Below are 17,657 nucleotides of genomic sequence, written 5' to 3'. Positions count from 1 at the left end.
CACAGTGCACCTTTCAAAAAAACCGCCGCGTTGTGACAGACCAGCAATGAAACACCGGTACGTTGATCGCTACACATTTTTTGGAATCGCCCAGCAAAGACTGCTTGGTAATCGGCAACTGCTGCGATTCAGGCGAATCCACAGAAGTTGTATCAAGAAGGGAGCGTAGTCTACCGGAAAGGCTCTATCAGCTCAAACCTTGATCGCAGGTTGGTGGCATCCAATGTAATTGCCAGCCGTTATGGCGACCTGCCGAAAGCCCCGGCAGGTTGGCCACAGCCAGCAATTGTTGGCCCTGATACAGCAGCGGCAATCTGCCACGGATGAAGCCTGGCACCGCACTTTCGTTAAGCAACCGCTTCAGGTCGCGCCGGCCCCGGCCTGGCAACTCGATGATTTCGCCGCCCTGGCGATAACGGATGCTCAAGGTCCCTTCGGGCGCGCTGCCGCTGAAATGCAGTTGGCCGTTACCGGATAACTGTAGTGGGTTTTGCGGGTGTGGCCAGCTCACCGGCGCGTCTGAAAATTCCGACCAACTGGCGGGTAACCACCAGATATGCCCAGCGCAACGGTGTAACTGGCCATCGGCCAGGCACCACAGCGGCTGTGCGTCTTCCTTGGCATCGCGCAAGGCCTGCCAACCGGCCCAGTGCTCGCTGTCGGGCAAGCGGGTCAGCGGTGCCAGCCAATGCCTCAGCGCATTGCGCTGGCGGGCCTCAGAGAGCGCGCAAAGCGGTTCAAGTGCCAGCGACGGCAACGCCAGCCAGGGAAATGCCGAAGCCTGGCTGGCGGCCAGCAGGTCCATTTGTGCCAGTTCTTCGAGCAGGCCATGGGCTTCGCTCAAGTGTTCGGCGCTACGGGCCATGGTGCTGACAGCCTGGGGCCAGCGCTCGGTCAACTGCGCAAAAACATGGTGGCGCAAGTAATTGCGGGAAAAACGCGGATCAGCGTTGGAAGGGTCTTCGATCCAGCTCAATTGTTGCTCGCGGGCGTAGGCCTCCAGGTCGGCGCGAGATACATCCAGCAAGGGTCGCACCAAAAAACCCGCGCCCATTGGGCGCTGCGCAGGCATTGCCGCCAACCCACGCACACCCGCGCCGCGCAACAAGCGAAACAGCAAGGTTTCGGCCTGGTCGTCGCGGTGCTGGGCCGTGACCAGCACCGCCCCTGCCCCGGTGGCCTCGGCAAACGCTTGATACCGCGCCTCACGGGCGGCGCGCTCAAGACTTGCGCCGGGCTGTACCTGCACGTGGATGATCCGCAGTGACACGCCCAAGGCATCGCATACGGTCTGACAATGATCCGGCCACGCATCAGCCGCAGCTTGCAACCCATGGTGGATATGGAGCGCGCTGAGTGGTGGGAGTTTTTCGGTTTTGGCCAGAGTGGCCAAAAGGTGTAGCAGGACAGTGGAGTCGAGGCCGCCAGAAAAGGCGATATGCCAAGTCGGGGCTTTGCGCCAGGGCGCGAGGGCTTGCAGAAGTTTTAGGGACAGGCTCGGCTTGAAGGGTTTCATCGAAGAGTACCGTGCGAACGAAATCGCAACTGTAGGAGCCGGCTTGCCGGCGATGAAGCCCGCGAGGACATCGCACAACTCAGGGCCGCCATCGCTGGCAAGCCAGCTCCTACAGGTTGGTATTACGTCGGCTTAGAGGCCGTAGCTCATCAGTCGCTCGTAACGACGGGCCAGCAGCGCCTCGTTGTCGAACTTCTTGAGCATCGCCAGTTGCGAGCTGAGTTCGGCACGAATGGTCGCGGCAGCGGCAGCCGGGTCGCGGTGAGCGCCGCCCAATGGCTCGCCGATCACTTTGTCCACGATACCCAGGCCTTTGAGGCGATCAGCGGTGATGCCCATGGCTTCGGCAGCGTCTGGCGCTTTCTCGGCGGTTTTCCACAGGATCGAGGCGCAGCCTTCCGGCGAGATCACCGCGTAGGTCGAATATTGCAGCATGTTCAGTTGGTCGCAGACGCCAATTGCCAATGCGCCGCCGGAACCGCCTTCACCAATCACGGTAGCGATGATCGGCGTCTTCAGGCGCGCCATCACGCGCAGGTTCCAGGCAATGGCTTCGCTTTGGTTGCGCTCTTCAGCGTCGATACCCGGATAGGCGCCCGGTGTGTCGATGAAGGTCAGGATCGGCATCTTGAAGCGCTCGGCCATTTCCATCAGGCGACAAGCCTTGCGGTAACCTTCGGGGCGCGGCATGCCGAAGTTGCGGCGAACTTTTTCGCGCACTTCGCGGCCTTTCTGGTGACCGATCACCATCACAGGCTGGTCGTCCAGGCGGGCAATACCGCCCACGATGGCCGCGTCGTCGGAGAAGTGACGGTCGCCGTGCAGTTCATCGAACTCGGTGAAGATGTGCTCGATATAGTCCAGGGTGTACGGACGGCGCGGGTGGCGGGCCAGGCGCGCGATCTGCCAGCTGGTCAGCTTGCCGAAGATGTCTTCGGTGAGCGTGCTGCTCTTGTCTTGCAGGCGAGAGATCTCATCGCCGATGTTCAGCGAATTGTCATTGCCGACCAGGCGCAGTTCTTCGATCTTGGCTTGCAGGTCAGCGATCGGCTGTTCGAAATCAAGAAAATTCGGGTTCATAAGCGTCCGTCTTGGGTCGACGGCCAAGGAGTGCCTGGCCAGCCGGTTGTCTATTCGCGCCCTACCTTAAGGGAGAGGCGCGTTCAGGTCGAGATTAAATGTTCGGTCGAGATCTGGCGATTTGATATCGCCGACACATCAACGGTATTGGAGGAAGACGTTGTCACGCCCGAACTGGTCACGCAATGCTTGAATCAAGCCATCCGCCGGGTCGATTCTCCAGGTCTCGCCGAACTGCAGCATGGCCTTGGCATCGTTGCCGGTGTACTCCATGGTGACCGGGCACGCGCCGCGATGACGCTTGAGCAGGTCACCCAGCCAGCGTAGCTGATCACCTTTGAGCGCATCGGTGCGCACTTTCAGGCGCAGGCTTTCGGCCAGGTTGGTGCGGGCATCTTCCATGCTCATCACGCGCTTGATCCGCAGGCGCAGGCCGCCGGAGAAGTCGTCGTTGCTGACTTCCCCTTCCACCACCACCATCGCGTCGGTCTGCAACAGCGACTGGGCGGAATGAAATGCGTCGGCAAACAGCGACGCTTCGATCCGGCCCGAGCGGTCATCGAGGGTGATGAAGCCCATCTTGTCGCCCTTTTTGTTCTTCATCACCCGCAGGGCGATGATCATGCCCGCGACGGTCTGCGTGTCTCGCGCCGGCTTGAGGTCGATGATGCGCTGGCGGGCGAAGCGCCGGATTTCACCTTCGTATTCGTCAATCGGGTGGCCGGTAAGGTACAGGCCCAGGGTGTCCTTCTCGCCCTTGAGGCGTTCCTTGAGGGTCAGGTCCTTGGCCTTGCGGTGGTTGGCGTAGACGTCGGCGTCTGCTTCGACGAACAGCCCGCCAAACAGGTCGGCGTGGCCGCTGTCGTGGGTGCGCGCGGTCTGCTCGGCGGCCTTGATCGCTTCTTCCATGGCGGTCAGCAACACCGCGCGATTGCGGTCGATGTTGGCCTGGTAGGCCTTCGGCTCATCATGGAAGTACGGGCCCAGACGATCCAGGGCGCCGCTGCGGATCAAGCCATCAAGGGTACGTTTGTTGATGCGCTTGAGGTCGACCCGCGCGCAGAAGTCGAACAGGTCCTTGAATGGCCCGTCCTGGCGCGCTTCGGTAATCGCTTCCACCGGGCCTTCGCCCACGCCTTTGATCGCGCCAAGGCCATAAATGATGCGGCCTTCGTCGTTCACCGTGAACTTGAACTCGGAAGCGTTCACGTCTGGCGCGTCAAGGCGCAGCTTCATGGTGCGCACTTCTTCGATCAAGGTCACGACCTTGTCGGTGTTGTGCATATCCGCAGACAGTACCGCGGCCATGAACGGCGCCGGGTAATGGGCCTTCAGCCAGGCAGTCTGGTAAGACACCAGGCCGTAGGCGGCGGAGTGGGATTTGTTGAAGCCGTAACCGGCGAACTTCTCCACCAGGTCGAAAATGTTACCGGCCAGGTCGGCGTCGATGTTGTTGCTCGCGCAACCTTCAATGAAGCCGCCGCGCTGCTTGGCCATCTCCTCGGGTTTTTTCTTACCCATGGCTCGACGCAGCATGTCCGCGCCGCCAAGGGTGTAGCCGGCCATCACCTGGGCAATCTGCATGACCTGTTCTTGGTACAGGATGATGCCGTAGGTCGGTGCCAATACGGGCTTGAGACCTTCGTACTGGTAGTCGGAGTGCGGGTAAGCCAGCTCGGCACGCCCGTGCTTACGGTTGATGAAGTCGTCCACCATGCCCGATTGCAGCGGGCCCGGACGGAACAGCGCCACCAGTGCGATCAAGTCTTCCAGGCAGTCGGGCTTGAGCTTTTTGATCAGCTCTTTCATGCCGCGCGACTCAAGCTGGAACACCGCCGTGGTCTCGGCTTTTTGCAGCAACTGGTACGTCGGCTTGTCGTCCAGCGGGATGAAGGCGATGTCCAGCGGCGGCTCGTCGATCTTCGCCCGCTCGCGGTTGATGGTCTTCAGTGCCCAGTCGATGATGGTCAGGGTACGCAGGCCGAGGAAGTCGAACTTCACCAGGCCGGCCGCCTCCACGTCGTCCTTGTCGAACTGGGTTACCAGGCCGCCACCTTCTTCGTCGCAATAGATCGGCGAAAAGTCAGTCAGCTTGGTCGGAGCAATTACCACACCACCGGCGTGTTTACCGACGTTACGCACCACGCCTTCGAGCTTGCGCGCCATGTCCCAGATTTCGGCTGCTTCTTCATCGACCTTGATGAAGTCCCGCAGGATTTCTTCCTGCTCGTAGGCTTTTTCCAGGGTCATGCCGACTTCGAACGGAATCATCTTCGACAGGCGGTCAGCCAGGCCGTAGGACTTGCCCTGCACCCGGGCCACGTCACGGATTACCGCTTTCGCCGCCATGGAACCAAAGGTGATGATCTGGCTTACGGCGTTGCGGCCGTACTTCTCGGCCACATATTCAATGACCCGGTCGCGACCGTCCATGCAGAAGTCGACGTCGAAGTCGGGCATCGATACCCGTTCCGGGTTAAGGAACCGTTCGAACAGCAGGTCATATTCCAGCGGGTCGAGGTCGGTGATCTTCTGTACATAGGCCACCAGCGACCCGGCACCCGATCCACGGCCAGGACCTACCGGCACGCCGTTGCTTTTGGCCCACTGGATAAAGTCCATTACGATCAGGAAGTAACCGGGGAACCCCATCTGGATAATGATATCCAGCTCGAAATTCAGCCGGTCGACGTACACCTGGCGCTTGGCTTCGTAATCTTCGGTGGTGTCCTTGGGCAGCAGGACGCTCAGACGATCTTCAAGGCCGTCAAACGAGACCTTGCGGAAGTATTCATCGATGGTCATGCCATCGGGAATCGGGAAGTTGGGCAGGAAGTGCTTGCCCAGCTTCACTTCAATATTGCAGCGCTTGGCGATTTCGACGGAGTTTTCCAGGGCCTCGGGCAGGTCGCTGAACAGCTCGGCCATTTCATCGGCGCTTTTGAGGTACTGCTCTTCACTGTAGTTTTTCGAGCGGCGCGGATCGTCCAGCGCCCGGCCTTCACCGATGCACACGCGGGTTTCGTGGGCCTCGAAATCTTCTTTCTTGATAAACCGCACATCGTTGGTTGCGACCAGCGGCGCGCCGAGCTTTTCAGCCAGGGCCACGGCGGCGTGCAACTGCTCTTCGTCGTTGGGGCGGTTGGTGCGCTGGATTTCCAGGTAGAAACGGTTGGGGAACACCTCCATCCACTCGCGCGCGAGGACCTCCGCCTCCTGAGGGTTGCCGCCCAACAGCGCGATGCCGATTTCACCCTCTTTAGCCGCCGAGAGCATGATCAGCCCTTCGCTGGCTTCAGCCACCCATTCGCGCTCGATGATGATCGAGCCGTTGCGCTGGCCATCGATAAAGCCACGGGAAATCAGTTCGGTGAGGTTTCGATAACCGACACCGTTCATCGCCAACAGGCTGATGCGGCTCAGTGGGTTATCCGGGTCCTTGTTCGACAGCCACAGGTCGGCGCCGCAGATCGGCTTGATGCCGGCGCCCATGGCGGCCTTGTAGAACTTGACCAGGGAACACATGTTGTTCTGGTCGGTTACCGCTACGGCAGGCATGTTCATGCCCACCAGGGTTTTGACCAGGGGTTTGATCCGTACCAGGCCGTCGACCAGGGAGTATTCAGTGTGCAGGCGCAGGTGAACGAATGAAGCCGGCATAGTGATCCTGTACAAAACGTGGAAACAACAAGGCCCGGATTGTACCGGGCCTTGGCAAAAACATCAGCCTTGCTGCTAAACCTCGATCAAGCTTTCCCGGGCCTCGTAAGCCTGGCGAACCGGGGCGAACGAGCGGCGATGGATCGGGGTTGGGCCCAGGCGAGCCAAAGCTTCCAGATGAACGGGCGTCGGATAGCCTTTGTGCCCGCCAATGCCGTAGCCGGGATAGATCAATTCGAAAGCCGCCATTTCTCGGTCACGGCTGACCTTCGCCAGGATCGAGGCGGCGGCAATCGCCGGCACCTTGCTGTCGCCCTTGACCACTGCCTCTGCCGGCATTGTCAGCTTGGGGCAGCGGTTGCCGTCGATCATCGCCATTTTTGGCGTGATGTGCAGGCCTTCAATGGCGCGCTGCATGGCCAGCATGGTGGCGTGCAGGATATTCAGGTTGTCGATTTCCTCGACCTCAGCCCGAGCAATGTGCCAGCTCAGGGCTTTCTCACAGATCTCGTCATAGAGTTTTTCGCGACGGGCTTCAGTGAGTTTTTTCGAATCGTTGAGGCCGAGGATCGGACGGTTCGGGTCGAGAATCACCGCAGCGGTGACGACTGCGCCGCACAGCGGGCCGCGGCCCACTTCATCAACGCCGGCCACCAGGTCCAGGGCATCGGCGACCAGGCTGAAATCCAGGCCCATTTGCGTCTTCATAGGGCTTCCTGTTTATGGCCGATCAAGGTCAGCACAGCCTCTGCCGCCTGGTTCGATGCATCACGGCGCAAGGTGCGGTGAATTTCGTCAAAACCACGGGTTTGTTCGTCGCCGCCATCGATCAACGGGAGCAGGGTTTGCGCCAGGGCTTCAGGCGTTGCATCGTCCTGCAACAATTCAGGCACCAGCAGGCGCTGGGCGAGTAAGTTGGGCAAAGAGATGTAGGGGCTTTTGACCATACGTTTGAGAATCCAGTAGGTCAGCGGCGCCAAGCGATAGGCCACGACCATCGGGCGTTTGTAGAGCAAGGCTTCCAGGGTCGCAGTGCCGGAGGCGATCAACACCGCATCGCACGCGGCCAACGCCAGGTGCGAGCCGCCGTCGAGCAGGGTCAACGGCAAGTTGCGCCCTACCAGCAATTCCTCAATCTGCACACGACGCTGAGGGCTGGCGCATGGCAATACGAAGCGCACGCCTGGCTTCAGGGCTTGCAGCCGTTCGGCGGCATCAAAAAACAGTGCGCCGAGTCGCCCGACTTCGCCACCACGGCTGCCCGGCATCAAGGCCACCAGCGGCCCGTCAGGCAAGCCCAATTCGGCGCGAGCGCCAGCACGGTCCGCCTCGAGCGGGATAGTGTCAGCCAGGGTGTGGCCGACAAACCGCACCGGCACGCCCTTTTCTTCGTAGAACCGGGCCTCGAACGGCAGCAGGGTCAGCATCAGGTCGCAGCCTTCACGAATCTTCAGCACGCGCTTTTGCCGCCACGCCCACACGGACGGGCTGACGTAATGCACGGTCTTGATCCCGGCCCGACGCAACTTGAGTTCAATATTGAGTGTGAAGTCCGGCGCATCGATTCCGATAAAGACGTCTGGCTTTTCTTCGATCAGGGTCTGAATCAGCTTTTTGCGGCGGGCCAGCAGCTCGCGCAAACGGCCCAGCACCTCCACCAGCCCCATGACCGACAGGCGCTCCATGGGAAAGTAAGACGTGAGGCCTTCAGCCTGCATCAGCGGACCGCCGACACCGATGAACTCAACCGCTGGATGCTGGACCTTAAGGGCTCGCATGAGGCCTGCACCGAGAATGTCGCCGGAAGCTTCTCCGGCCACCAACGCTATACGCAGCTTGGCCATGATCAGCGGGTGATGCCGCGAGTCGACGACTGGATCGAGTCACGGAAGATCGTGACTTCAGGAAACAATGCGGCGGGTTCGGTCAGTTCGCTCAAGGCCTGGTCGACCGTCAGCCCCTGGCGGTAAACCACCTTGTAGGCGCGGCGCAAGGCATGGATCGCGTCTTCGCTGAAACCCCGACGGCGCATGCCTTCGAAGTTCATGCTGCGGGCCTCGGCCGGGTTGCCGAATACCGTGACGAATGCCGGAACGTCCTTGCCGATGGCGGTACCCATGCCGGAAAAGCTGTGGGCGCCAATATGGCAATACTGATGGACCAGGGTGAAGCCGGACAGGATCGCCCAGTCGTCAACGTGTACATGGCCCGCCAACGCGGTGTTGTTGACCAGGATGCAGTGGTTGCCGATCACACTGTCATGACCGATGTGGGCATAGGCCATGACCAGGTTGTGGTCACCCAGGGTGGTCTCTGCGCGGTCCTGAACGGTCCCGCGGTGAATCGTCACGCCTTCACGGATGATATTGTGGTCACCGATTACCAGGCGTGTTTCTTCACCCTTGTACTTCATGTCCGGGGTGTCTTCGCCTATCGAGGAAAACTGATAGATGCGATTGTGTTTGCCAATCCGCGTCGGGCCTTTGAGGATCACATGCGGCCCGATGACTGTACCCTCGCCGATTTCCACACCTGCGCCGATGATCGACCATGGGCCGACCTCAACGTCGGCGGCCAGCACGGCCGTCGGATCGATGATTGCGCGAGGGTCAATCAAACTCATAGTTTGCGTTCCGCACAGATGATTTCAGCCGAGCACACCGGCTTGCCGTCGACCGACGCCTGGCATTCGAACTTCCAGATCTGGCGCTTGCAGCTAATGAACTTGGCTTCCAGGATCAACTGGTCACCCGGAGTAACCGGGTTGCGAAAGCGCAGTTTGTCGGAGCCCACGAAATAGTAGAGCGTGCCATCGGCAGGCTTCAGGTCGAGCATTTTGAAACCAAGGATACCGGCAGCCTGGGCCATCGCTTCAATGATCAGTACGCCTGGCATGATGGGATGCGCAGGGAAGTGACCGTTGAAGAACGGTTCGTTGATGCTGACATTCTTGTAGGCACGAATGCGCTTTTCCTCAACATTGAGGTCCGTAACCCGGTCCACCAGCAGGAACGGGTAACGGTGAGGCAGGTATTCGCGAATCTCGTTGATGTCCATCATTTCGGGGGGAAGCCTGTAATAAAGATTGGGAGCGCGCGGACTAAGGCACGCCCCTCTAGCAAATCAAGGAGGCAGTCTAGCGGCTGTGCACACTTGATATGGAAATGGTATCAGCCATCTGATGAAGCATTACCGCCAGGGGTCACGTCCCCAACACGCTTTTCCAGATGTTTCAGGCGCCGAGCGATATCGTCGAGCTGCCTCAGACGCGCCGCGCTCTTGCGCCATTCGGCCGCAGGCTGCATGGCCGTACCGGATGAATAGGACCCAGGCTCGGTAATCGAATGGGTCACCATGGTCATGCCGGTGATGAATACGTTGTCGCATACTTCGATATGGCCCACCAGGCCGACACCGCCGGCGAGCATGCAATGCTTGCCAATCTTGGTGCTACCGGAAATCCCCACACATGCCGCCATGGCGGTGTGATCGCCAATCTGCACGTTGTGGGCGATCTGAATCTGGTTGTCCAGTTTTACCCCGTTACCAATGACGGTATCGGCCAAGGCCCCGCGATCGACAGCGGTGTTGACGCCAATTTCAACGTCATCGCCGATCAACACGCCGCCTACCTGGGCAATCTTGTGCCAGACACCCTTTGAGTTGGCGAAGCCGAAGCCTTCACCGCCAATCACGGCGCCCGACTGAATGACCACACGCTCACCAATACGCACGTCGTGGTAAAGGGTCACGCGGGGCGCCAGCCAGCCACCGGCACCAATCTCACTGCGGGCACCAATGAAGCACTGGGCGCCTACCGTTACATCCGCGCCGATACGTGCGCCGCTTTCGATCACCACAAAGGCACCGATGCTCGCGGCAGGGTCAACCTGCGCGTCATCCGCGATAACCGCAGTGGGATGGATACCGGCAGCAGCCTTGGGTTTTGGATCGAACAGGTGCGACACCCGTGCGTACGCCAGGTAAGGGTCGGCAACGACCAGCGCATCCCCGGCAAACCCTTCGGCGTCAGCGGCCTTCAGCAACACGGCTGCGGCACGGCTGTCACCCAGGAATTTGCGGTATTGGGGGTTTGCCAGGAAGCTCAACTGAGCTGGGCCAGCCTCCTGCAAGGTGGCTAGCCCAGTGATTTCCTTCTCCGGGGAGCCACTCAAGGTAGCCCCCAGGAACTCGGCCAATTGGCCGAGCTTGATAGTCGCAGTCATGGCTTACTTCAGCTGGTTCATGCGCTCGATCACCTGACGGGTGATGTCGTACTGAGGTTTAACGTCGATTACCGCACCGCGTTCGAACACCAGGTCAAAGGCACCTTTCTTGATGACTTCTTCCACAGCGCTGTCGAGTTTCGGCTTGAGTTGCTTGAGCATTTCGCGGTCGGCAACAGCCTTGGCTTCGTTCAGCTCCTTGGACTGGAACTGGTAGTCACGGGCCTTTTGCTTGAATTCAAGCTCCAGACGCTCGCGCTCGCCTTGCTGCATCTTGTCGCCACCGGCTACCAGACGATCCTGGATACCCTTGGCGCTGCTTTCCAGTGTCTTGAGCTTGGTCAGTTGCGGACCGAATTTTTTCTCGGCATCCACGGCGTATTTCTTGGCCGCATCAGATTCCAGCAGGGCCATCTGATAGTTCAGCACGGCAATTTTCATTTCGGCAAAGGCCGGGGTCGCTACCAGGACAGTCGCCAGGAGAACCAATTGAGTCAACTTACGCACGATGCACTCCTACAAATCCGTTGTCGTTATCTTGGGTCAGACGCTTAGAACGTTTGGCCGAGGGAGAATTGGAAAATCTGGGTTTCAGCGTTATCCGGTTTCTTGATCGGCATGGCCAGAGCAAAGCTCAATGGGCCCAGCGCCGTCACCCAGGTCACGCCCACACCTACAGAGCTTGCCAGGTTGCTCAGACTAATATCGTTGCACTGTGTGCTGGACTTCGAGCCGTTCGGGTTGGTGACCTGTTCGCACTTGGAGTCGAACACGTTACCCACATCCCAGAAGACCGAAGTACGCAGGGAACGTTGGTCTTTCACGAATGGCAGCGGGAACAGAATCTCTGCACCACCCTGGATCAACACGTTACCACCGAATGGCAGCGGGTCGTTGTCCGAGTCAGGCAAAGTGCCCTGGTTACCGGTCACACCCTCTCCACGGCTTGGGGTACCACGAGGACCCAAGGTGCTGTCCTTGAAGCCACGTACCGAGTTGAAACCACCGGCGTAGTAGTTCTCATAGAACGGCAAGCCGCTGGTCGAACCGTAGCCATCGCCATAACCCAGTTCGGTGTGCAGGCGCATGGTGTAGTTTTCGCTCAATGGCTGGAACAGCTGGCCACGGTAGTCAAGCTTGAAGAACGACAGGTCGCTGCCCGGCGTGGTTGCTTCCAGAGTCAGGCTCTGGGAGTGGCCACGGGTCGCCAGTACACCTTTGTTCAGGGTCGATTCCGACCAGCCGGCCGAAGCCTTGAAGTTCAGGAACTGGTCGCCCTCTTTACGCACGAAGTTGAAGATCTCGTCCACGGTGTACACACCGGTCTTGATCTTGTCCTGTTGCGCGGTGAGGCCGAAGGTCAGACGCGAGGTCTCACTGATCGGGTAACCAATGTTGGCACCAACGCCCAGGCTGTCGATTGCATAGCTTGCAACGTCGACGTCGAGGTCTTTGTAGTCGGTTGTGCGGTAGAAGGCGTTGTAGCCAAGGCTCACACCGTCAGCAGTCCAGTAGGGGTCGACATAACCGAAGTTATAGCGGCTCTGGTATTCGCTTCGGGTCAGGCCGATGGAAACCTTGTTACCGGTACCGAGGAAGTTGTTCTGGGTGATCGAACCACCGAGGATCAGGCCGGCGCTCTGGGCGAAACCGACACTGGCGGTAATCGAACCGGAGGCTTGCTCTTCTACTGCGTAGTTCACGTCAACCTGGTCATCCACACCCGGGACTGCCGGGGTTTCGACGTTCACTTCTTTAAAGAAGCCCAGGCGCTCAAGGCGAACCTTGGACTGGTCGATCAGGTAAGTCGACGCCCAGCCACCTTCCATCTGACGCATTTCGCGACGCAGCACTTCGTCAGCAGACTTGGTGTTGCCACGGAAATTGATGCGGTTGACGTAGGCACGCTTGCCCGGGTCTACGACGAAAGTGATGTCCACGGTGTGGTCTTCGTCGTGCGGGGTGGGTACGCCGTTGACGTTGGCAAAGGTATAGCCTTCGTTACCCAGGCGGCGGGTGATCAGCTCGGACGTGGTGGTCATCAGCTTGCGCGAGAACACCTGGTCTTTCTGCACCAGCAACAGGGACTTGACCTGGTCTTCAGGCACTTTCAAGTCGCCGCTGAGCTTGACGTCACGAACCTTGTATTTCTCGCCTTCGTTGACGTTGACAGTGATGTAGACGTGCTTCTTGTCCGGGGTGATGGACACCTGGGTCGAAGCGATATCCATGTTGATATAGCCACGGTCCAGGTAGTAGGAACGCAGGCGCTCCAGGTCACCGGACAGTTTTTCGCGGGCGTACTTGTCATCGTTCTTGAAGAACGACAACCAGTTGGTGGTCTTGAGTTCGAACAGGTCGATCAGGTCGTCATCAGAGAACTTGGTGTTACCCACCACGTTGATGTGCTGGATCGCGGCCACGGTGCCTTCGTTGATGTTGACCTTCAGGCCCACACGGTTACGCGGCTGCGGCACCACTTCGGTCTCGACGGTAGCCGAGTAGCGGCCCTGGGCAACGTATTGGCGTTGCAGTTCGTTACGCACGCCTTCGAGAGTGGCGCGCTGGAAGATCTCGCCCTCGGCAAGGCCCGATTGCTTGAGGCCTTTCATCAAGTCTTCAGTGGAGATCGCCTTGTTGCCCTCGATCTCGATACTGGCGACAGAAGGCCGCTCGACCACAGTGATGACAAGGACGTTGCCTTCACGACCCAGTTGGATATCTTGAAAGAACCCGGTTTTGAACAGCGCACGAGTGGATTCCACCAGGCGACGGTCATCAGCCTGTTCCCCGACGTTCAACGGCAAGGCACCAAAGACGCTACCCGCGGAAACCCGCTGGAGGCCGTTGACGCGAATATCGGAGATGGTGAAGGACTCGGCGTGAACTTCGGCGATCATCAATACGGTGAGAACCGCAGTTAGCAGCAGACGTTTCATGAAGTCCTTTCTTATTCCAACTGGCAATAAACAAACTGCCGCAAAATGCGGCAGATTCGCAATTCAGCGAAGCGTTACAGTCGTCCCAGATCGTTGACCAGGGCTAACAACATCACCCCAACCACCAAACTGATACCGATCTGTATCCCCCAACCCTGCACCCGATCCGACAAGGGGCGACCACGCGCCCACTCGACCAGATAAAACAACAGATGCCCCCCATCCAATACTGGAATGGGCAACAAATTCAGAACCCCAAGGCTAATACTCAGATAAGCCAGGAAATTCAGGAAATCTACAACGCCCGACTGGGCAGAAGCGCCCGCCACTTTAGCAATGGTTATCGGTCCACTCAAGTTTTTTACCGAGAGCTCGCCGAACAACATTTTCTTGAGGGAATCGAGGGTCAGCACACTCATGGTCCAGGTGCGTCTCGCGCCCTCGCCAATTGCCGCCAACGGCCCGAAACTGACCTCTCGCACCATCGAAGGTGGCCACTCGACACCTTTGACACCGGCGCCCAGGTAACCCCCGGCCGCCTTGGCTTCCCCGCGAACCGCCAGAGTCACAGGGACGTCGATTTGAGCACCATCGCGCTCAACTTTCAGCACAATTTTGGTATCAGGGCGTACACGTACCAGGTCGACCACTTGCTGCCAGTCGCCCAGTACCTGGCCATCGAGCGCCAGCAAGCGATCGCCGGTTTTCAAGCCTGCGGCCTGAGCCGGCCCCTTCGGATCCAGCTCTGCGAGCACCGGCGGCAAGGCCGGACGCCATGGGCGAATACCCAGTGACTTGATCGGATCAGGCTCATCAGAACCCTTCAGCCAGTGGTCCAGGGTCAGCTCGCGCGGCGTTTCAGCGGTAGAGTCCGGCTCACGCACCACCAGCTTCACGATGCCGCTTTCACCCAGGCGACGCACCAACTGCAAATTGACCGCCCCCCAACCAGTGGTTGGTTCGCCATCAACTGCAACAATTTCCTGCCCGGCGGTCAGGCCCGCCTTGGCTGCCATACTGTCCGCCTCGACTGCACCGATGACCGGACGCACCTGCTGGCTGCCCAACATGGCCAGGACCCAGAAAAACACGATAGCCAACAGAAAGTTGGCGATCGGGCCTGCTGCGACGATGGCAATACGCTGACGAACGGTCTTGCGATTGAAGGACTGGTCCAGCTGGTCCGCCGGCACTTCGCCCTCGCGCTCGTCGAGCATCTTGACGTAGCCGCCCAACGGAATGGCCGCAATCACGAACTCGGTGCCGCGACGGTCGTGCCAGCGCAGCAATGGCATGCCGAAGCCTACGGAAAAGCGCAGCACCTTGACGCCGCAACGACGCGCGACCCAGAAATGGCCGAACTCGTGGAAGGTGACCAGCACACCCAGAGCAACCAGGGTGCCGACAATCATGTAGAGCGCACTCATCTAATTTCTCCGCATTCCAATCCAGTGCCTGAAGGCTCAAACACACCCAAAGGCTAACGCGTATTGCGGCCCAGCCATTGCTCGGTCAAGGCCCGGGCCTTTGTATCCGCCTCGAACACCGCGCCCAGATCACTCACGGCGACGACGGGCTCAAGGTTTAAAACGTCCTCGATGATACTCGCGATCTGCGGAAAGCGGATGCGCCGGTCAAGAAACGCTGCCACCGCCACTTCGTTGGCCGCATTCAGCATCGCTGGCGCGCTGTTACCCGCTTCCGCAGCTTGCCGCGCCAGACGCAGGCAAGGGAAGCGCTGCTCGTCAGGCGCTTCGAAATCCAGACGGGCAATGGCAAACAGGTCCAACGGCGCAACACCTGAGTCAATCCGCTCCGGCCATGCCAGGGCATTGGCGATCGGCGTACGCATGTCCGGGTTGCCCAACTGGGCCAATACCGAGCCATCCACGTAATCCACCAGGGAATGAATCACACTTTGTGGGTGAATCACCACTTCGACCTGATCCGGCCGGGCATCGAACAGCCAGCACGCCTCGATCAGCTCCAGCCCTTTGTTCATCATGCTCGCCGAATCCACCGAGATCTTGCGACCCATGGACCAGTTCGGATGAGCGCACGCCTGATCAGGGGAAACATGCTCCAGATCGGCCAGCGGAGTCTGCCGGAAGGGGCCGCCGGAGGCTGTCAGGAGAATCCGGCGCACGCCGACCTGGCTCAACCCGCGGGCGAAATCACCGGGCATGCACTGGAAAATCGCGTTGTGTTCGCTGTCCAGCGGCAACAACACGGCGCCGCTCTTGCGCACCGCCTGCATAAAGAGCGCGCCGGACATCACCAGGGCTTCTTTATTGGCCAGCAGAATCTTCTTGCCTGCATCAACGGCGGCCAGGGTCGGACGCAAGCCGGCAGCGCCGACAATCGCCGCGACTACGGTGTCGACATCAGGGTCAGCCGAAACCTGGCACAACCCCTCCTCCCCCACCAGCACCTGAGTCGCCAGGCCCGCAGCGCGCAGGTCATCCTGCAAACCACGGGCGGCGGCTGCTTCAGGCACCACCGCGTATTGCGGCACGTGCCGCACACACAGTGCCAGCAGTTCGCTCAGGCGACTGAAACCGGTCAATGCGAAGACTTGATAACGCTCGGGATGACGGGCAATCACATCCAGGGTACTCAGGCCCACCGAGCCAGTAGCGCCCAGCACGGTGACCTGTTGCAGACGGCTCACGAGGCAGCCATCCACAGCAGTACGGCAAAGATCGGGATCGCGGCCGTCAGGCTGTCGATACGGTCCAGCACACCACCGTGGCCCGGCAGCAGGTTACTGCTGTCCTTGATCCCGGCTTGACGCTTGAACATGCTTTCGGTCAGGTCACCGACTACCGAGATGAACACGACCACGGCCGCGCCCACCAGGGACAGGAGCATTTCCTTGACGGTCCAGCCACGCACCACACCGACCACCAGCGTAATCACCAGGGTCAGCGCCAGGCCGCCATACACGCCTTCCCAGCTCTTGCCCGGGCTGACAGCCGGTGCCAGCTTGCGCTTGCCGAAAGCACGACCGGAGAAGTAGGCACCGATATCGGCACCCCACACCAGCACCATCACCGCCATGATCAGCCAGTTCCCCAACTGCATGTGCTTGATGTAGACCAGGCCTTGCCAGGCGGGCAGCAGGATCAAAAGGCCGATCACCAGCTTGCAGGCGACACTGGACCAATGGCTGCTGGTGCCTGGATAGGTCAGCACCAGATAGGTCGCCAGCGCCCACCACAACACCGCCGCACCCAGCACCCAAGGCGCCACGTCCGGCAGGACGTACATCAGGAACATCAACAACGCCACGACAGCGGCGTACACCACACGCGGCAACTGCGCGGTGAAGCCCGCCAGGCGCGCCCATTCCCAGGCACCCAGTGTCACAACCAGGCCAATGAACAGCGCGAAGTTTGCGCCCTCAAGCAGGAAAAACCCGCACAAGGCAATAGGCAGCAGGATCAGCGCCGTGATGATTCGTTGTTTAAGCATTAAACCCGGGCTCCAGCTTCGATCTGCTCGCTCGTTTTACCGAAGCGACGCTGACGGGAAGCGAAATCGGCCAGCGCATTGCGCATGGCATCGTGTTTGAAGTCCGGCCAGAACAGGTCGGAGAAGTACAGTTCGGTATAGGCCAACTGCCACAACAGGAAGTTGCTGATGCGGTGGTCGCCACCGGTACGAATGCACAGGTCGGGCAACGGCAGGTCGCCAGTCACCAGACAGGTTTGCAACAGTTCGGGGGTGATGTCTTCCGGTCGCAGATGACCGGCCTGCACTTCCCGCGCCAGGCGTTGCGCAGCCTGGGCGATGTCCCACTGGCCGCCGTAGTTGGCTGCAATTTGCAGCACAAAACGGTTGCTGCCGGCAGTGATCGCCTCGGCCTCGCGCATGGCCGCTTGCAACTCGGGATGGAACCGCGAGCGGTCGCCGATGATGCGCAGGCTGATGTTGTTCTCGTTCAGGCGCTTGGCCTCACGACGCAGGGCCTTGAAGAACAGGTCCATCAAGGCACTGACCTCCTCGGCCGGGCGCTGCCAGTTTTCACTGGAGAACGCGAACAGGGTCAACACTTCGACCTTGGCCTCAGCGCATACCTCGATCACGGCACGCACAGCATCGACACCCGCTTTATGCCCGGCGACACCCGGCATAAAGCGCTTCTTCGCCCAGCGATTATTCCCGTCCATGATGATCGCGACATGGCGCGGCACCACAGAGGGTACAGTCTGCTTGGTCTTTTCCATGAAGGCG

At 59.7% G+C, this 17,657-nt stretch carries 14 protein-coding genes; all 14 read right to left on the bottom strand.

Annotated features, from left to right (window positions below; genetic code table 11):
- Nucleotides 1-187 precede the first annotated feature (187 nt).
- Nucleotides 188-1,516 (bottom strand): tRNA lysidine(34) synthetase TilS, encoded by a 1,329-nt coding sequence (gene tilS, locus RGV33_RS06665; RefSeq protein WP_322143588.1) that lies wholly within the window; start codon nucleotides 1,514-1,516, stop codon nucleotides 188-190.
- A gap of 132 nt (nucleotides 1,517-1,648) precedes the next feature.
- Entirely contained in the window at nucleotides 1,649-2,596 is a 948-nt protein-coding gene (locus RGV33_RS06660) for an acetyl-CoA carboxylase carboxyltransferase subunit alpha (protein WP_322143587.1), read from the bottom strand.
- A 138-nt stretch (nucleotides 2,597-2,734) separates the two neighbouring features.
- Entirely contained in the window at nucleotides 2,735-6,256 is a 3,522-nt protein-coding gene (dnaE, locus tag RGV33_RS06655) for a DNA polymerase III subunit alpha (protein WP_322143586.1), read from the bottom strand.
- Nucleotides 6,257-6,331: 75 nt separating this feature from the next.
- Complete coding sequence (rnhB, locus tag RGV33_RS06650) at nucleotides 6,332-6,964, bottom strand: ribonuclease HII (protein WP_322143585.1); 633 nt, start codon at nucleotides 6,962-6,964, stop codon at nucleotides 6,332-6,334.
- On the bottom strand, nucleotides 6,961-8,100 hold the full coding sequence (gene lpxB / locus RGV33_RS06645; protein ID WP_322143584.1) for a lipid-A-disaccharide synthase: 1,140 nt from the start codon (nucleotides 8,098-8,100) through the stop codon (nucleotides 6,961-6,963). The genes rnhB and lpxB overlap by 4 nt, the downstream gene beginning before the upstream one ends.
- Nucleotides 8,101-8,102: 2 nt before the next feature.
- Nucleotides 8,103-8,879: an acyl-ACP--UDP-N-acetylglucosamine O-acyltransferase gene (gene lpxA / locus RGV33_RS06640; RefSeq protein WP_322143583.1), complete on the bottom strand. Its 777-nt coding sequence runs from the start codon at nucleotides 8,877-8,879 to the stop codon at nucleotides 8,103-8,105.
- Nucleotides 8,876-9,316: a 3-hydroxyacyl-ACP dehydratase FabZ gene (gene fabZ, locus RGV33_RS06635; protein WP_003219309.1), complete on the bottom strand. Its 441-nt coding sequence runs from the start codon at nucleotides 9,314-9,316 to the stop codon at nucleotides 8,876-8,878. The genes lpxA and fabZ overlap by 4 nt, the downstream gene beginning before the upstream one ends.
- A 110-nt stretch (nucleotides 9,317-9,426) precedes the next feature.
- Nucleotides 9,427-10,482: a UDP-3-O-(3-hydroxymyristoyl)glucosamine N-acyltransferase gene (gene lpxD, locus RGV33_RS06630; protein ID WP_322143582.1), complete on the bottom strand. Its 1,056-nt coding sequence runs from the start codon at nucleotides 10,480-10,482 to the stop codon at nucleotides 9,427-9,429.
- Nucleotides 10,483-10,485: 3 nt separating this feature from the next.
- The gene (locus RGV33_RS06625) at nucleotides 10,486-10,989 is read right to left on the bottom strand and encodes an OmpH family outer membrane protein (RefSeq protein WP_003219314.1); all 504 of its coding nucleotides are present in this window, start codon (nucleotides 10,987-10,989) and stop codon (nucleotides 10,486-10,488) included.
- Between the two features lie 44 nt (nucleotides 10,990-11,033).
- Nucleotides 11,034-13,421 (bottom strand): outer membrane protein assembly factor BamA, encoded by a 2,388-nt coding sequence (gene bamA / locus RGV33_RS06620; RefSeq protein ID WP_322143581.1) that lies wholly within the window; start codon nucleotides 13,419-13,421, stop codon nucleotides 11,034-11,036.
- Between the two features lie 74 nt (nucleotides 13,422-13,495).
- The gene (gene rseP / locus RGV33_RS06615; RefSeq protein ID WP_322143580.1) at nucleotides 13,496-14,848 is read right to left on the bottom strand and encodes a sigma E protease regulator RseP; all 1,353 of its coding nucleotides are present in this window, start codon (nucleotides 14,846-14,848) and stop codon (nucleotides 13,496-13,498) included.
- A gap of 53 nt (nucleotides 14,849-14,901) precedes the next feature.
- Nucleotides 14,902-16,092 carry a 1-deoxy-D-xylulose-5-phosphate reductoisomerase gene (ispC, locus tag RGV33_RS06610; RefSeq protein ID WP_322143579.1) on the bottom strand — a complete coding sequence of 397 codons (1,191 nt, stop codon included), beginning with the start codon at nucleotides 16,090-16,092 and terminating at the stop codon, nucleotides 14,902-14,904.
- The gene (locus RGV33_RS06605) at nucleotides 16,089-16,895 is read right to left on the bottom strand and encodes a phosphatidate cytidylyltransferase (protein WP_322143578.1); all 807 of its coding nucleotides are present in this window, start codon (nucleotides 16,893-16,895) and stop codon (nucleotides 16,089-16,091) included. Before RGV33_RS06605 ends, ispC begins: the two co-directional genes overlap by 4 nt.
- Nucleotides 16,895-17,650 (bottom strand): polyprenyl diphosphate synthase, encoded by a 756-nt coding sequence (gene uppS / locus RGV33_RS06600; RefSeq protein ID WP_003219323.1) that lies wholly within the window; start codon nucleotides 17,648-17,650, stop codon nucleotides 16,895-16,897. The genes RGV33_RS06605 and uppS overlap by 1 nt, the downstream gene beginning before the upstream one ends.
- Between the last annotated feature and the right edge of the window lie 7 nt (nucleotides 17,651-17,657).

The organism is Pseudomonas sp. Bout1, from assembly GCF_034314165.1.
Lineage (GTDB): Bacteria > Pseudomonadota > Gammaproteobacteria > Pseudomonadales > Pseudomonadaceae > Aquipseudomonas.
The sequence above is the reverse complement of the archived record's forward strand: the minus strand, read 5'-3'. Positions and strand labels throughout refer to the sequence as shown.

Bases quoted from the DNA above. Each gene is read 5' to 3' on its own strand.
- lpxB (WP_322143584.1), bottom strand. From the start codon at position 8,100: ATGGCCAAGCTGCGTATAGCGTTGGTGGCCGGAGAAGCTTCCGGCGAC.
- lpxA (WP_322143583.1), bottom strand. From the start codon at position 8,879: ATGAGTTTGATTGACCCTCGCGCAATCATCGATCCGACGGCCGTGCTG.
- RGV33_RS06605 (WP_322143578.1), bottom strand. From the start codon at position 16,895: ATGCTTAAACAACGAATCATCACGGCGCTGATCCTGCTGCCTATTGCC.
- rseP (WP_322143580.1), bottom strand. From the start codon at position 14,848: ATGAGTGCGCTCTACATGATTGTCGGCACCCTGGTTGCTCTGGGTGTG.
- RGV33_RS06660 (WP_322143587.1), bottom strand. From the start codon at position 2,596: ATGAACCCGAATTTTCTTGATTTCGAACAGCCGATCGCTGACCTGCAA.
- dnaE (WP_322143586.1), bottom strand. From the start codon at position 6,256: ATGCCGGCTTCATTCGTTCACCTGCGCCTGCACACTGAATACTCCCTG.
- rnhB (WP_322143585.1), bottom strand. From the start codon at position 6,964: ATGAAGACGCAAATGGGCCTGGATTTCAGCCTGGTCGCCGATGCCCTG.
- uppS (WP_003219323.1), bottom strand. From the start codon at position 17,650: ATGGAAAAGACCAAGCAGACTGTACCCTCTGTGGTGCCGCGCCATGTC.
- fabZ (WP_003219309.1), bottom strand. From the start codon at position 9,316: ATGATGGACATCAACGAGATTCGCGAATACCTGCCTCACCGTTACCCG.
- tilS (WP_322143588.1), bottom strand. From the start codon at position 1,516: ATGAAACCCTTCAAGCCGAGCCTGTCCCTAAAACTTCTGCAAGCCCTC.
- bamA (WP_322143581.1), bottom strand. From the start codon at position 13,421: ATGAAACGTCTGCTGCTAACTGCGGTTCTCACCGTATTGATGATCGCC.
- lpxD (WP_322143582.1), bottom strand. From the start codon at position 10,482: ATGACTGCGACTATCAAGCTCGGCCAATTGGCCGAGTTCCTGGGGGCT.